16 protein-coding genes are annotated in these 14,692 nt (G+C 38.1%); 15 read left to right on the top strand and 1 reads right to left on the bottom strand.

The genetic code is table 11. The features are described from left to right. The first annotated feature begins 19 nt into the window (after positions 1-19). The 6 genes from U5B17_RS02275 (at position 20) to U5B17_RS02250 (ending at position 5,486) form a co-directional block, all read left to right on the top strand. On the top strand, positions 20-775 hold the full coding sequence (locus tag U5B17_RS02275; protein ID WP_430803861.1) for an NAD+ synthase: 756 nt from the start codon (positions 20-22) through the stop codon (positions 773-775). Between the two features lie 19 nt (positions 776-794). Further along, a complete protein-coding gene (locus U5B17_RS02270) occupies positions 795-1,925 on the top strand; it encodes a DegT/DnrJ/EryC1/StrS family aminotransferase (RefSeq protein ID WP_430803738.1) in 1,131 nt (376 codons plus the stop codon). Further along, positions 1,918-2,832, top strand: coding sequence for a tetraacyldisaccharide 4'-kinase (locus U5B17_RS02265; RefSeq protein ID WP_430803737.1), 915 nt, complete (start codon positions 1,918-1,920; stop codon positions 2,830-2,832). Before U5B17_RS02270 ends, U5B17_RS02265 begins: the two co-directional genes overlap by 8 nt. A 39-nt stretch (positions 2,833-2,871) precedes the next feature. Next, on the top strand, positions 2,872-4,332 hold the full coding sequence (gene thrC, locus U5B17_RS02260; protein ID WP_430803736.1) for a threonine synthase: 1,461 nt from the start codon (positions 2,872-2,874) through the stop codon (positions 4,330-4,332). Then, positions 4,329-5,039, top strand: coding sequence for a 3-deoxy-manno-octulosonate cytidylyltransferase (kdsB, locus tag U5B17_RS02255; protein ID WP_430803735.1), 711 nt, complete (start codon positions 4,329-4,331; stop codon positions 5,037-5,039). The genes thrC and kdsB overlap by 4 nt, the downstream gene beginning before the upstream one ends. Positions 5,040-5,123: 84 nt before the next feature. After that, a complete protein-coding gene (locus tag U5B17_RS02250) occupies positions 5,124-5,486 on the top strand; it encodes a nitrous oxide-stimulated promoter family protein (RefSeq protein WP_430803734.1) in 363 nt (120 codons plus the stop codon). A gap of 11 nt (positions 5,487-5,497) precedes the next feature. On the opposite strand, the gene nth is transcribed toward U5B17_RS02250, so the two are convergent. Then, entirely contained in the window at positions 5,498-6,142 is a 645-nt protein-coding gene (gene nth / locus U5B17_RS02245; RefSeq protein ID WP_430803733.1) for an endonuclease III, read from the bottom strand. A gap of 84 nt (positions 6,143-6,226) precedes the next feature. Between nth and U5B17_RS02240 the strand changes: the two genes are divergently transcribed. The 9 genes from U5B17_RS02240 (at position 6,227) to U5B17_RS02200 (ending at position 14,681) form a co-directional block, all read left to right on the top strand. Then, the gene (locus tag U5B17_RS02240) at positions 6,227-7,045 is read left to right on the top strand and encodes a peptidylprolyl isomerase (protein WP_430803732.1); all 819 of its coding nucleotides are present in this window, start codon (positions 6,227-6,229) and stop codon (positions 7,043-7,045) included. Positions 7,046-7,063: 18 nt separating this feature from the next. Then, entirely contained in the window at positions 7,064-8,128 is a 1,065-nt protein-coding gene (gene fbaA / locus U5B17_RS02235) for a class II fructose-bisphosphate aldolase (protein WP_430803731.1), read from the top strand. Between the two features lie 3 nt (positions 8,129-8,131). Further along, on the top strand, positions 8,132-9,448 hold the full coding sequence (locus tag U5B17_RS02230) for a MotA/TolQ/ExbB proton channel family protein (RefSeq protein WP_430803730.1): 1,317 nt from the start codon (positions 8,132-8,134) through the stop codon (positions 9,446-9,448). Continuing rightward, a complete protein-coding gene (locus U5B17_RS02225) occupies positions 9,432-10,541 on the top strand; it encodes an OmpA family protein (protein WP_430803729.1) in 1,110 nt (369 codons plus the stop codon). Before U5B17_RS02230 ends, U5B17_RS02225 begins: the two co-directional genes overlap by 17 nt. Next, on the top strand, positions 10,538-11,386 hold the full coding sequence (locus U5B17_RS02220; RefSeq protein ID WP_430803728.1) for a 1-aminocyclopropane-1-carboxylate deaminase: 849 nt from the start codon (positions 10,538-10,540) through the stop codon (positions 11,384-11,386). Before U5B17_RS02225 ends, U5B17_RS02220 begins: the two co-directional genes overlap by 4 nt. A 10-nt stretch (positions 11,387-11,396) precedes the next feature. After that, positions 11,397-12,689, top strand: a complete 1,293-nt coding sequence (hisD, locus tag U5B17_RS02215; RefSeq protein ID WP_430803727.1) for a histidinol dehydrogenase — start codon at positions 11,397-11,399, stop codon at positions 12,687-12,689. Between the two features lie 59 nt (positions 12,690-12,748). Continuing rightward, on the top strand, positions 12,749-13,519 hold the full coding sequence (locus U5B17_RS02210; protein WP_430803726.1) for a flagellin: 771 nt from the start codon (positions 12,749-12,751) through the stop codon (positions 13,517-13,519). Between the two features lie 214 nt (positions 13,520-13,733). After that, entirely contained in the window at positions 13,734-14,150 is a 417-nt protein-coding gene (gene lysM, locus U5B17_RS02205; protein WP_430803725.1) for a peptidoglycan-binding protein LysM, read from the top strand. 9 nt (positions 14,151-14,159) lie between these two features. Beyond that, positions 14,160-14,681 (top strand): DUF937 domain-containing protein, encoded by a 522-nt coding sequence (locus U5B17_RS02200; RefSeq protein WP_430803724.1) that lies wholly within the window; start codon positions 14,160-14,162, stop codon positions 14,679-14,681. Positions 14,682-14,692 lie beyond the last annotated feature (11 nt).

Genomic DNA, 14,692 nt, shown 5'->3' with positions numbered 1-14,692 from the left:
CTATTAGCACAAAGTTATGATGGATTTTAAGAATATCAAGTCAAATTTAGTAACTTTTTTGCAAAATGCACAAAAAATGACTAGGGCTGAAAATTTACTACTTGGTGTTAGTGGAGGTCTTGATTCTGCTGTTGTTGCAACACTTTGCAAACTTGCAGCACCACAAAATACATATGCCCTTTTGATGCCTACAAGCTCCTCAAATAAGCAAAATTTACAAGATGGACTTAAGCTTTGTAAAACACTCGATATAAATCATAAAATCATCAACATAGATGAAATTCTAACCGCATATCAAAACCAAATAGGCGAAAATTTAGGCAACCTTAGAAAGGGAAATTTATGCGCAAGGATTCGTATGAGCTTACTTTATGACTACTCTGTAAATATCGATGCTATCGTTGTTGGCACAAGTAACAAAAGTGAACTTATGCTAGGATATGGTACGATTTTTGGCGATCTAGCATGCGCTATTAATCCTATCGGCGAGCTTTATAAGAGTGAAATTTTTGAGTTTGCGCGCTTTTTGGGTATAAGTGAAAATATCATAAACAAAGCCCCATCGGCTGACTTATGGGAGGGTCAAAGTGATGAAGGCGACCTTGGATACAACTATGGCGTCCTTGACGAGGTATTACGACAAATAGATGAAAATAAACAAAATTTAAGCCTTTTAGACGAAAAAGTAGGCGACAAGGATCTGCTAAAAAGTGTTTTAAGTAGATACCATAAAAACCGCTTTAAAGCGCATATGCCTATCATCGCAAAACTATAAGATAAAACAAGGAGATAAGATGAGTGAGATTAGCTTTTACAAACCAAGTATCGGAGATAGAGAGCGTGAGCTTATATCCGAAGCACTTAGTAACCCAAATTCTCAAATGGTAGAAAGGCTTGAAGAGAAGCTAAGGGAGTATTTTGGAGTAAAGCATGTTATTAGTACAAATAACTCCGCTGCTGCTCATCATCTAAGTCTTTGCGCGATGGATATAAAGCGTGGGGATAAGTTTATCTGTTCGGTAAATGCCTTTCCAAGCATTGCTCAAGCTATCCGTCACTTCGATGCCGAGCCGATATTTGTGGACATCAATGAAGATGATTTAGGAATTTGCCCAAAAGCACTTGAGGTAACTTTAGAGAAATTTAACCACAAAAAGCTAAAAGGAATTTTTCTAAACCATGTCGCTGGACAAAGTGCCGAATTAGATAAAATTTATGATATAGCAAAACAGTATAAAATAGAAGTTCTTGATAGCGCTAACAGAGCTATCGGACTAACTTACAATGGTCAAAAAATAGGCAACACTGGCTCACTTTTAACTTGCTTTCAAACTTATTCGCAAGTTAAAGACTCAGTTGCAACAGCTGGATTTATCGCTACAAATAACGATGAGATAGCCAAAAAAGCCGAGCTGCTTCGCAACTATGCCATTACAACTGGTTTTGATAAATTTGGAAACCTAAGCTATATATATGATGTTGTTGATATTGGAGTAAAATACGACTTAACAACGATAGATGCGGCATACTCGCTCGCACAAATCGAAAAAAATGATGTGATTATCAAACGCCACCAAGACATAGCTGCGTATTATGACGAGCAACTTAAAGACTGCCCACATGTAAGCACCCCAGTAAAAAAACGAGACCACATATACACACAATACATCATCAAGATAGACAAAAACAGAGATGGTTTTGCTAGAGAGTTACTTGAAAAGGGCATAAATACTTCGCTTCACTATATACCTATCCATCTTTTAAGCTACTATAAAAATAAATATGCCCTAAAAGTAAATGCTTTCCCAATAGCGCTTAAAACATATCAGCAGATACTATCCTTACCTATCTATAATGTCATGAGTGATGCCGATGTTGAGCGTGTCGCAAAAGAGATAAAAACGATAGCACACTCTCGTGTTTAAAAACAAACTCCACCTATGGGCGCAAGACTTTTTCTTGCACCCTAGCCTTACTCAAAGGCTACTTGCCTACGCACTTTTACCACTTTCTTTAGTATATGCATTTTGTGTTTGTATTAAAAAATTCTATACCAAAGAAAAAGACTTTTATGCACCTATTATTAGCATAGGAAACCTAACTCTTGGCGGTAGCGGCAAAACCCCTTTAGGTATCGCTATAGCAAATGAATTTTCAGGCTCTGCCATCATACTTAGAGGATACGGTCGCGCTTCAAAGGGGATGATATTAGTAGCTAAAAATGGTAAAATTTTAACAGATGTAGCAAAGAGTGGTGATGAAGCGATGGAGTATGCAAAGTGCGTCCGAAAAGCTACTGTTATCGTTAGTGAAAAGCGAGAAAAAGCCATAGAGCTAGCTAAAAACTTAGGGGCAAAATATATCTTGCTGGATGATGGCTTTGGCAAATTTCATATCAAAAAGTTTAATATCTTAGTAGTTCCGACCCCAGAGCCAAAACTAAATTTTTGCATACCTAGTGGCGTATATCGATATCCAAAATTTTTTTATAAATATTCTGATTTTATAGCCAAAGAGGGTATTTCACATTTTAGAGAGAGTGAAATTTTAGCTGCGACTAGTCGCATGGTACTTGTAACTGCTATTGCTAACCCAAGCCGCCTTGAGCAATTTTTTAACAAGAGTATAGCTCAAGTTTTTTTCCCAGATCATCACACTTTTAGCAAAAAAGAGTTAAGCGAAATTTTAGAAAAATACAACGCAACTTCGCTTTTAATGACACAAAAAGACATCGTAAAGGTTGAAAATTTCAACCTGCCCATATCGCTCATAAAGCTAAAAACCACACTTTGTGATGAGTTTAAAAGCGTTCTAAAAACATTTTTGCTATAATTGCCTAAAATAAATTTGCCCAAACATCAAGGACAGCCAATGAGACTAAATCCAACCAGACTAAATCTAAACGAAAAACCAAAACAAGTAAACTTTAGCACCGCACTTTTAAGCCCAAGTAGTATGCACGGCGGACTTTATGCACCCACAAAACTACCAAAAATAAGCATGCGAAAATGGCTTGAGCTTAGCACTCTTAGCTACGAGAAGTTGGCTACTGAGATTATTTTGATGTTTAAATTTGATGTAGATGAGAAAATTTTTAAAAGTGCTATCAAGCGTTATAAAAATTTTGACCGTCCAAATCAACCAGTTGAGTTTAAAAAAATAGACAAAAATCTCTATATAAACGAGCTTTATCACGGACCAACAAGGGCCTTTAAGGATATGGCGCTTCAGCCATTTGGCGAAATTTTAAGCCAACTGGCCAAAAAACGAGATGAGAACTACCTTATCATGTGTGCAACAAGTGGCGACACTGGTCCAGCCACGCTTAAAACATTTGCCAACACTTCAAATATCAAGGTAGTTTGCCTTTATCCAGATGGTGGCACAAGTGATATACAAAGACTTCAGATGACATCAATGAAGGGCGAAAATCTAAAAAGTATCGGCATAAAAGGAAACTTTGATGATGCACAGCGTGCCCTAAAAACACTTTTAGTAAGCCAAAATTTTAAAGATGAACTAGCCAAAAGTAACTTAAAGCTAAGTGCGGCAAATTCAGTAAATTTTGGCAGGATCTTATTTCAGATCATCTATCACGCTTATGCCTATGCAAAGCTAATTAAAAACGGCGCTTTAAGTAAAAATGAAAGCTTTGATATTATCGTACCAAGCGGAAATTTTGGCAATGCACTTGGAGCATATTATGCCAAAAAAATGGGTGCAAAGATTAACAAGATAAAAATCGTTTCAAACGCCAACAACATACTTACCGAGTTTTTTACAACTGGCACATACGACCTACGCAACAAGTCACTAATACAAACAATAAGCCCAGCCATGGATATACTAATTAGCTCAAATGTTGAGCGACTTCTTTTTGATAAATTTGGCGCAGTCCGCACAAAAGAGCTTATGGATGATCTCACAAATCAAAAATTCTATAAACTCACAAAAGCCGAACTAGAGAGCGTAAAAGAGGACTTTGAGGCTGATTTTTGTACGGATAAAGAGTGTGAAACATTTATAAACGAGCAAGCAAGCAAGGGTGTTATCGTAGATCCGCACACAGCGACTTGCTTTAAAGTGATAGATAAAACTCGTATAAATATCATAACTTCAACGGCTGACTGGGTGAAATTTACACCAAGTATGCTAAAAGCTTGTGGTCTAAAAGCAAAAAGCGAGCTAGAAGGTTTAAAAGCTTTTGCAAAAGCACACAAGCAAGAAATTTCACCAAATATTTTAGAACTTTTTAGTGCTAAAATTTTACATCCAGATGTGATAGCCAAAGAAAAGATCGAAGATAAAATTTTAGAATGGATCAAAAAATGATAATCATCCCAGCAAGACTTGGCTCAACCCGCTTTGCAAATAAAATTTTAACCGACATTGGCGGAGTTCCTATGTTTGTAGCTACCGCTAGACAAGTATCAAAGTGCGATGATGTCGTGGTTGCAGTTGATGATGAAAGCGTGGCAAAAATTGCAAAAGAGTACAAACTAAACTCTGTTTTAACCGATACTTCGCATAACAGCGGCACAGACCGCATAAGACAAGCTTGTGAAATTTTAGGGCTTAGCAAAGATGAGATCATTATAAATGTCCAAGCTGACGAGCCATTTATCGAAGCTGAAAATATCTCAAAATTTCGTAGCTTTTGCGAAAAAATGCGCGAAAGCGCCTTTATGTTTTCGTGCTATAAAGTGATAGATAGCTCGCATGTAGATGATACAAATTTGGTTAAAGTGGTGACGGATAATAAAGGCTTTGCGCTTTATTTTTCACGCTCAAGAGTGCCATTTAACCGCGCTGAATGCGAATTTTACAAGGCTCATCTTGGCATTTACGGATATAGTGTAGCAAGTTTAAATGAATTTTGCACACTACCCTACTCACATCTTGAAAATACTGAAAAACTCGAGCAGCTACGCGCTCTTGAAAGTGGTAAACGCATAGCGATGCTTGAAGTAAAAAGCGAAAGCATAGGTATTGACAGCAAAGCAGATCTTGTACGAGCAAGAGCAAAATTTGGTTTTTGATATAGGATTTTAGCACAAATTTGTTGAGCTACATCAAAGAAATTTTTTCATTTTTTTGCTAATCTTTTACAAAAAAGGATAATGATGACAACTGAAAAATTTATCTATGAAGTTACAACGGTTACAAAATTTATACAAATTTATTGCAACGATAAGCACAAAGATATTCCAAAGCGCGAAAGCTCTGCAACACTTGACTTTAAGAGTGAAAAAGCAGTCGTAAAAGCTGAGTTTTGCCTATGTGCAGAGTGCGAGCAAATGGCTCGCTACGCCTACGCACGCTTACAAGCATGTTCACACGAAGTAAAGCCACGCTGTCATACCTGCCCACACCCATGTTACGAGCTGCCAGTGTGGAAAAATATGGCTAAGATGATGAAATACAGCGGTATGAAGCTAGGATTAAATAAAATAAAAAGGCTATTTTTACGCTCAAGAGAGGAGTAAGTTTAAAATTTCTAGCTATTTTTTACTAAAATTTTATCCTTACTCTTGCAAAGATCGGCTAAAAAACAGGCTTCACACTGTGGTTTTACCGCCTTGCAAGTATAACGCCCAAAAAGCACCATGCCTTGATGAAGCTTGCCAAGATCCGTTTTAAACATTTTTACTAGGTCATCCTCTGTCGCTTCTGGTGTCTTTGCGTTGCTTAGCCCAAGTCTGTGCGAAACGCGAAAAACATGCGTATCCACAGCCATTACATTTGCGCCCACAGCCTCAAGCATAACTACATGCGCAGTCTTTTGACCCACGCCAGCTAGACTTTTTAAGTCATTTTCATTTAGCGGAATTTCTGCGTTAAAGCGCTCTATAACAGCGTTTGCCATTTTTATTAAATTTTCAGCTTTATTGTTAAAAAAACTACATGAGTTTATTAAAAGCTTTAGTGACGCTAGTTTTGCATTTGCTAAAGCGCGCACATCAGGATACGCCTCAAAAAGAGCTGGAGTGATCAAATTGACTCGCTTATCCGTACATTGCGCACTTAACATTACACAAACTATTAATTCATAGTAGTTTCTAAATTTTAGCTCACTTTTAGCGCCATCAAAGTGCAACAAAATTCTCTTTTTTATCTCTAAAATATCTTTTTTCGTTCTCATAACTGAATTTTACCATAAATTACTAAAAGTTAATGAGTTTCTTGCTATAATATAGTTTTTCAAATTTTATTTTAAGGAAACACAATGAAAAAATCTTTACTTTCTGGGCTTATAGCTCTTTCAATGGCTGCAACACTTAACGCTGCAACAGTAGCAACAGTCGATGGAGTGGCTATAACCGACACCGAAGTAAATGCGCTTCTTGCAGTAACTGCACCTGGCGCAACTATCGACAAGATACCAGCTGATGCTAAAAAACAAGTTATAAATTCTCTAATAGACAGAAAACTAATTATCAAAGATGCTCAAGCAAAAGGTATCGACAAGGACGCTGAGTTTGTTCAGGCTTTGGCAAATGTTCGCGAGCAAGTTTTGGTTGAAGCATACATGAAGAAAATTTTTGACACTATGAAAGCTAGTGATGCTGATGCAAAGGCATTTTATGACAAAAATAAAGAGATGTTTAACCAGCCAGCATCAGCTCGTGCTAGACACATCTTGGTTGAAAAAGAGGCTGATGCAACTGCTATCATCTCTGAGCTTAAAGGCTTAAGTGGTGACGCTCTTACTAAGAAATTTGCAGAACTTGCGAGCACAAAATCTATCGACAAAGGCTCTGCTTCTCAAGGTGGCGAACTAGGCTGGTTTGGTCAAAGCCAAATGGTTAAGCCTTTTGCAGACGCTGCATTTGCACTTAAAAATGGTCAAATTTCACAAAAACCAGTTAAGTCAAATTTTGGCTACCATGTCATCTTAAAAGAGGAGTCAAAACCAGCTGGAACTATACCTTTTAACGATGTTAAAGAGCAGATCATTCACCAGCTAAAAATGGAAAAATTTCAACAAAACATCAAAGCTCAAACAGATGCTTTAAAAGCAAAAGCAAAAATAGAGTATAAATAATCAATCAAAGGAGCAAAAATGGGCGTTTTAGATGTAGTAAAACCTGGTGTTGTAAGCGGTGATGATCTAAGCAAACTTTATGCCTATGCAAAAGAGCATGGTTTTGCTATCCCTGCGGTAAATGTCGTTGGCTCACACTCGATAAATGCAGTCCTTGAAGCTGCAAAGATTGCAAATTCGCCTGTTATAGTTCAATTTAGCAATGGCGGTGCTGGCTTTTACGCCGGCAAAGCCTGCCAAAACGCTGATGTGTTGGGCGCGATCGCTGGAGCCCAGCAGGTTCATCTACTAGCAAAAGCATACGGGATTCCTGTTATCCTTCACACAGACCATGCCGCAAGAAAGCTTCTTCCTTGGATAGACAGCCTAATAAATGCAAGCAAAGAGCATAAAAAAACTCATGGAGTACCGCTCTTTAGCTCACACATGCTTGATCTTAGCGAAGAAAATTTGGATGAAAATTTATCAACTTGCGAAGAGTATCTAAAAAAACTTAGCGAACTTGGTATAAGCTTAGAGATCGAGCTTGGTGTTACTGGCGGAGAAGAAGATGGAGTGGATAATACAGGTGTAGATAACGCGCTTCTTTACACGCAACCAGAAGATGTTGCTCTTGCTTATGAAAGGTTACTAAAAATAAGCGATAAATTTAGTATCGCCGCTAGTTTTGGCAATGTTCATGGCGTTTATAAGCCTGGCAATGTCGTGCTTCGTCCAGAAATTCTTAAAAACTCACAGGAATTTGTGGCTAAGAAATTTAACACAACTGATAAAAAGCCTATAAATTTTGTCTTTCACGGCGGTAGCGGAAGCGAACTACAAGATATCAAAGATGCCGTTAGTTACGGTGTTATAAAGATGAATATCGATACAGATACACAGTGGGCATTTTGGGATGGGGTAAGAGGCTATGAGTCCAAAAATAGAGCCTACTTACAAGCTCAAATAGGTAACCCAGAAGGCGAAGATAAACCAAATAAAAAATACTACGATCCGCGCAAATTTTTACGAGCAGGAGAAGAGAGTATGGTAAAACGCCTACAAATCGCATTTAGCGACCTAAACTGTATAAGTAGGAACTAAAAAATGGCAAATCATGCCGAATTTACAGACTTAGCCCTGCCACACTCGCAGGGCAGTTCACCGCTGACTTACTTTAAGATCATATTTTTACCCATCTTAGCCTATATTTTTGTACTTCTTGGATATTTTGGCATAGTAAATTTCAAAGTCCATCTTCATACACTTTTAATGATGGGCTTCATACTGGTTATAGCGCTCATTTTTGCAAGACATAGCGCAGAGCTAGCCTATGCAAAACTAGCCAAAAGCAGTGATGATTTTAAACTAGGTCTTAAAAATTTCATAATGTCACACCTTATAGAAATTTCTGGGAAAAAGAAATCAAATGCAAAATTTGAGCAGTTCTTAGATGATTACACCAAGGATCTACGCAACGATAACTTCGCAAATATCGGCACTGGATTATTTCCGATGCTTGGAATTTTAGGCACTTTTATAAGTATAACCATCTCCATGCCATCGTTTGATTCAAGCGATACTCTCGGTCTTGAAAAGGAGATAGGTGTCCTTTTAAACGGTATCGGAACAGCCTTTTATGTCTCTGTATATGGCATCTCTCTTGCTATTTGGTGGATGTTTTTTGAAAAGCTGGGACTTACAAAATTTGAGCGCTTTGCAAATGAGCAAAAACGCATAAGTAGTGAGTTTTTTTGGCAAAAAGATGAACTAGAACAAAGCTTTATGAGTTTAGCTTCACGCCATTTTGATGATATCAGAAGTGTTTTTGCACGCATTAGCAATGAGGAATTTTTCAAGAATCTTGACAATGTTGTGGGAAGCAAATTTGCCTCATATAAAAACCTACAAGAGCTAGAACAAAAAATCATCTCAGAAGCCCAAGTTAGGGTTGATCAAAACCTACGCCTACTAAGCAAAGCTGGCTTAAAACAAGAAGAGTTTTTAAAGGTAAATAGCGACATCTATAGAGCTCTTAGCGAATTTAACTCAAGCTTGCGTGATGTTGAGCTAAAATTTTCAACCCACTACAACCGTCTAAACGACCTAAATAATGATCGTATCGGCGGACTAGAAAAAAGTATAGCCAAATTTGATGCCACACTAAAAGGGCTTGACATGAGCCTAAAAAGCTTTGCTGTAAAAGTTTTAGAGGAGCAAAACCGCACGCTTGAAGCATTTAAACATAGCGTTTTGGAAGGGATTGGTGAATTTAAAAAAGTTTATGATAGCGAAGTTTTAAGCGAAAAAGAGCAAAAACGAAATGCCTTATTAAACGACCTAAAGCAAGATGCAAGCGAGCTTGAAAAAGAGATCGAGCGAGTGATGAAAAACCTAGAAAACAGCAATGAAACTAAACAATAAACAAACCGAAGAGCAGACATTTTGGGTTTCTTATGCTGACCTTATGGCTGGTCTTTTGTTTGTTTTTATGCTTATTATCGGTGCCGTCGTTGTTAAGTATGTCTTATCTCAAAACACCATCGCAAAACAAGACGCTACTATAAGTGCCGCACTTGCAAATTTAAAAGACGAACAGGGTAAAAATTTAAGCCTAGACAAACTAAATACACTACTAAAAGATGAGCTAGAAAAGGCGAGTAGTGCAAATTTGGCATTACAAAATAAAAATGAAGTCATTATCGTAGAACTTCAAGCACTAAAAAAGCGTATTTCTCGTTTAAGTCAAGAAAATAGTGACGCAAACGCCTCGATACTAAGCCTGCAAACCCAAAATTTAGAACTAAACAAAACTACTCAAGACCTTCAAACAAGGCTCATACTTCTTGATGATGAGCTTGAAAAAAGCAAAAATGATTTAGATGACGCAAATAAGACAAATATTAAAAATTTAGAGCAAATAGCTGCTCTTTTAAGTCAGATAAGCGATAAGGAGACTAGATACAACCTACTACTAACTGATCTAAACACCACACAAAGTCGTATCAAAAATTTAACCGGCATTAGAGTAAAAGTTATCTCCGAGCTTAAAGAAAAGCTTGGTAGCAGCATAGAGATAGACCAAAATTCTGGCGCGATGAAGCTTAGCTCTTCTGTGCTCTTTGACAAAAAAGACGCAACACTAAAAGATGAGGCAAAAGCAGAGCTTAAGCAAACCCTTACAAAGTATTTTGATGTACTTTTAAATGATAAAGAGATAAGTAAAAATATCGATCAGATAATGATAGAGGGCTTTACTGATAGCGATGGAAGCTATATCTACAACCTTGAGCTTTCTCAACGCAGAGCCTATGCCGTAATGGAGTTTATAAACTCATTTTACAAAGATGACCGCCTACGAAAACTACTTGTGGCAAGCGGCAGGAGCTATAATGACCTTATCTTAAAAGATGGGGTTGAAGATAAAGACGCTTCAAGGCGTATTGAGCTTAAATTTCAGCTTTCAAACAAAGAGGCTATGCGCGAGATTGAGAAATTTTTGGAACAAAAAAGATGATAGCACCCATAGAGCCATTTAACTTTTTAGGAGAAAAAATTTGGCTCTTGCGCGATGACTTGCTTGGCGAATTTAACGGCAACAAAGCAAGAAAGCTTGAGCGCCTATTAAGTGTTGATTTAAGCCAATACAAGGGCATTATCTCGCATGGCTCAAGCCAGTCAAATGCCATGTATAGCCTTAGTGTTTTTGCAAAAATGCGTAGATTAAATTTTCACTATGTCATCTCGCACCTTAGCTCATATCTATCGCAAAATCCCACTGGAAATTTCAAAGCCGCCCTGCAAAATGGCATGCTACTTACGGTAAATGAAAACAGAGAGCTTTTTGCTAAAGAATTTGCTATAAAAAATAGCCTTCTTTTTATTCAAGAGGGCGTTGCTATGAGCGAAGCTGAAGCTGGCTTTAAAACACAAGCTGCACAGATAAAAGAGCATGCAAAAAAGCTTGGCGTAAAATTTGATATATTCCTACCAAGCGGCACTGGAACAAGCGCTACATATTTAGCCAAAAACATTGATATGAGCGTATTTACATGCCCTTGTGTGGGTGATAGCAAGTATCTAAAAAAACAAATTCTCGCCCTTGACCCAAACTCAAAAGTAACCATACTAAACCCACCTAAAAAATACCACTTTGGCGATCTAAAGCCAGAGCTATTTGAGATATGGCAACAAATTTGCAAACAAAGCGGCGTTGAGTTTGAGCTGCTTTATGACCCAGTAGGTTTTTTGACACTAAAAAGGCATTTTCAAAACTTTAAAAATCCCATCCTTTACATACATCAGGGCGGAATTTTAGGCAATGAAAGCCAACTTAAACGATATCAAAGAAAACTAAAATAAAGGTAAGAATATGAAAATTCTAAACACAAAAGACAAAAATTTTAAAGATGAATTTAATAAACTAGTCCATCGCTCTGATATGGATATGAGTAGCGTTACACCAGTGGTTTTAAACATTATAGATGAAGTAAAAAGCCAAAAAGACAAGGCTATAATCTCACAAATTTCAAAGTTTGATCGCTGGGAGCCAAAAACAGCGGATGAGCTTAGAATTTCAACTGATGAGATGAAAAAAGCCTTTGAAAATTTAGATGAACCCCTAAAAAATGCTTTAAAGTTAGCATTTAAGCGCATAAAAGCCTACCACGAAAAAAACAAGCCATCTACATGGAGCATAAAAGATGAGCACGGCAACACATTGGGAGCGAAATTTAGCCCAGTAGATAGAGCTGGACTTTATATACCTGGAGGAAAGGCGGCATACCCTAGCTCACTTCTTATGAATGCCGTCCCAGCTATCGTGGCTGGAGTGCGCGACATTATCGTTTGCACACCTGCTATTGGTGGTGAAGTAAACTCTCTTTTGCTAGCAGCCATGCATCTTTGTGGTATAAAAACTGCCTTTAAGCTAGGCGGGGCAAGTGCTGTTGCAGCGATGGCATACGGAACGCAAAGTATCCCAAAAGTAGATGTCATCACAGGTCCCGGAAATATCTATGTCGCAACGGCTAAAAAGCTAGTTTTTGGCGAGGTAAATATCGATATGATAGCAGGTCCAAGCGAGATAGGCGTGATAGCTGACGATAGCGCAAACGCCCGCCACATAGCTATTGACCTACTTAGTCAAGCCGAGCATGACGAGCTTGCAAGTAGCTTTTTGCTAACTCCAAGCGAAAATTTTGCCAAAAGCGTAGCAGAGCATGTAAAAACTGAGCTTAACACACTCAAAAGAGAGTCTATCGCAAGAACTAGTATCCAAAATAAAAGCGCCATCATCGTATGCGCCGACATGCCTGAATGTATAAATTTAATGAACGAGCTTGCGGTTGAGCACTTAGAGATAGCTACAGATGATTGCGAGCGTTATCTTGATGACATAAAGCATGCAGGAGCGATATTTTTAGGACACTATACACCAGAAGCAATGGGTGATTACCTAGCTGGACCAAATCACACTCTACCAACTGGCGGAAGCGCGCGCTTTTACTCGCCTTTGGGGGTTGAAAATTTTATGAAAAGAAGTTCTATTATCGGTCTTAACAAGAGTGGTTTTCGCGCACTTTCATCAGCATGTATCGCACTTGCAAATGCAGAAGGTCTTGGCGCACATGCCCGCTCTGTAAGCGCTAGATTAGATGAGTAAATAAAGCTTAAATTTATATTGTCTAGGTTATAATTAGAAAATTTTTAGAAGGAGCTAAAATGAAAATCAATAGCTTTACAACAAATTCCCAGCAGATAAACGCCAATGGAGATAAGGCAAAAACAGCTGGAGAAAAGGCACTCCAAAACATATCTGCTGCTCGTGCTTTAAGCGGAGCTGACAGCTCAAATTTAGCCATCGCTGACGCGCTATTAAGTCAGAGTAATATCCTAGAACAAGGCATAACAAATGCTAACGACGCTATCGGCATGCTCGGTATAGCAGATAGTACTCTTGCAAATTTAAGCCAGAGTGCAGACCGTTTAAATGAGCTTTCAGTTAGAAGCAACAGTGCCGCACTAAATGATACCCAACGCTCTATGTTAAATAGTGAAGCTAACGCGCTTAAAGACTCTATGAACCAAAGCTTACAAGATGCTACATTTAATGGCAAAAATGTGTTTGGTGCAGAGATGAACTTCTTTACTGGATCAGCAACACAAGAGATAAATCTAAATTCAGAAACTATCGGCGCAGGAATTTCAAGCCTTGATATATCAAATCCTTCAACTATTGACGAATTTACAAAAAATATCAACTCACTTCGTGGCGATATAGGCGCAGCGCAAAATGGCATGCTTTCTGACATCTCAAACACCCTAAGACAAGGTGTTTCACTAAGACAGAGCGAAAGCAATTTACAAAATAACGACATAGCTAAAAATTTAAACGATATAAATAGCAGCAACTTACAGCTAAACGCTGCGCTTTTGGCTCAAGCACACAACACACAAGCTCTTGCAGCACAGATGGACAGACTTCTGGCGTAATAAACTTATCATTTTTTGGGGCTAGCACGCCCCTTTTTATTTTTAAATTTTCAAACAAACCAAAAATAGATTTTACAAATAATCCAGCAAAAAACATCATTTATCTACACAGCCAAAGCCCCAAAAATACTCTTTGTTAAATTTTTCTTACAACATATTCATTTATTTACCGTTTTACCGATATAATGATGTAATTTTTTAAAAGGAGTAAAACATGGGTTTTCTTTCATTTGTAGCAGAGGCGGGCAAAAAGCTTCTAGGCATAGGCGACGACAACAAGAGTGTTAAAGATGAGCTATCAACAAGCCTTGGTGACGCTGTTAAAAATTTTGAAGTCAAAGTCGAAGGAGACACCGTAAAGATAACTGGTGACGCACCACAAGATGTCAAAGAAAAAGCAGCACTCATCGCTGGCAATGTCGCTGGCATTAAAAATGTCGAATTTGACGGCGTCAAAGACAGCGAAGACAGCTTTTATACTATCCAAAAAGGCGACAACTTATCAAAGATAGCTAAGCAATTTTACGGCGACGCAAACAAATATCCAAAAATTTTTGAAGCCAACCGAGAAGTCATAAAAGACGCAAACCTTATCTATCCTGGTCAAAAGATCAGAATTCCAAAGCTTTAAAGGAACACAATGAACATTCTAAATCTTTTACTAAACTCTGGTCTAAGCCAAAACACCATAGAGCAGATGGCAAACAAAACAGGGCTAAACCCAGCAGATGTAAGCTCTGTTATAGCTAAAGTCGCGCCAGTATTTATGCAGCGCGCAAATGCAAATTTTAAGTCAGACGAGGACTCAAGCCAGCTACTTGATCTTATAAAAACAGCCGACATGAAAAGTCCAGACGCACAGCATGGCAACGAGCTTCTAGGCTTTTTAACAGGCTCAAAAGAAAACAGCCGAGCACTTGCTGGCGATGTTGGCTCACAGCTTGGTATAGACGCTGGCTCTATAAAGCAGCTTTTGCCACTTATAGCTCCAATTGTTGCAGGACTTTTTAACAAACAAGTAAGTTCATCAAATTTAAGCCAAAACGCTAGCCAAGGCGACCTTACCACTATGCTTACAAATTTCATCGATCAAAACAACGATGGCTCTATCGTTGATGATCTTTTTAAAATGGCTGGAAATTTCTTCGGCAAAAAAGCTTAAATACTTGGCGA

The sequence above is a fragment of the Campylobacter australis genome, from assembly GCF_050586305.1.
Taxonomy (GTDB): domain Bacteria; phylum Campylobacterota; class Campylobacteria; order Campylobacterales; family Campylobacteraceae; genus Campylobacter_A.
The sequence above is the reverse complement of the archived record's forward strand: the minus strand, read 5'-3'. Positions and strand labels throughout refer to the sequence as shown.

Coding starts and splice junctions, on each gene's coding strand:
- fbaA (WP_430803731.1), top strand. CDS start 7,064: ATGGGCGTTTTAGATGTAGTAAAACCTGGTGTTGTAAGCGGTGATGAT.
- nth (WP_430803733.1), bottom strand. CDS start 6,142: ATGAGAACGAAAAAAGATATTTTAGAGATAAAAAAGAGAATTTTGTTG.
- U5B17_RS02210 (WP_430803726.1), top strand. CDS start 12,749: ATGAAAATCAATAGCTTTACAACAAATTCCCAGCAGATAAACGCCAAT.
- hisD (WP_430803727.1), top strand. CDS start 11,397: ATGAAAATTCTAAACACAAAAGACAAAAATTTTAAAGATGAATTTAAT.
- U5B17_RS02220 (WP_430803728.1), top strand. CDS start 10,538: ATGATAGCACCCATAGAGCCATTTAACTTTTTAGGAGAAAAAATTTGG.
- U5B17_RS02240 (WP_430803732.1), top strand. CDS start 6,227: ATGAAAAAATCTTTACTTTCTGGGCTTATAGCTCTTTCAATGGCTGCA.
- U5B17_RS02225 (WP_430803729.1), top strand. CDS start 9,432: ATGAAACTAAACAATAAACAAACCGAAGAGCAGACATTTTGGGTTTCT.
- U5B17_RS02250 (WP_430803734.1), top strand. CDS start 5,124: ATGACAACTGAAAAATTTATCTATGAAGTTACAACGGTTACAAAATTT.
- U5B17_RS02270 (WP_430803738.1), top strand. CDS start 795: ATGAGTGAGATTAGCTTTTACAAACCAAGTATCGGAGATAGAGAGCGT.
- U5B17_RS02275 (WP_430803861.1), top strand. CDS start 20: ATGGATTTTAAGAATATCAAGTCAAATTTAGTAACTTTTTTGCAAAAT.
- kdsB (WP_430803735.1), top strand. CDS start 4,329: ATGATAATCATCCCAGCAAGACTTGGCTCAACCCGCTTTGCAAATAAA.
- U5B17_RS02200 (WP_430803724.1), top strand. CDS start 14,160: ATGAACATTCTAAATCTTTTACTAAACTCTGGTCTAAGCCAAAACACC.
- U5B17_RS02230 (WP_430803730.1), top strand. CDS start 8,132: ATGGCAAATCATGCCGAATTTACAGACTTAGCCCTGCCACACTCGCAG.
- lysM (WP_430803725.1), top strand. CDS start 13,734: ATGGGTTTTCTTTCATTTGTAGCAGAGGCGGGCAAAAAGCTTCTAGGC.
- thrC (WP_430803736.1), top strand. CDS start 2,872: ATGAGACTAAATCCAACCAGACTAAATCTAAACGAAAAACCAAAACAA.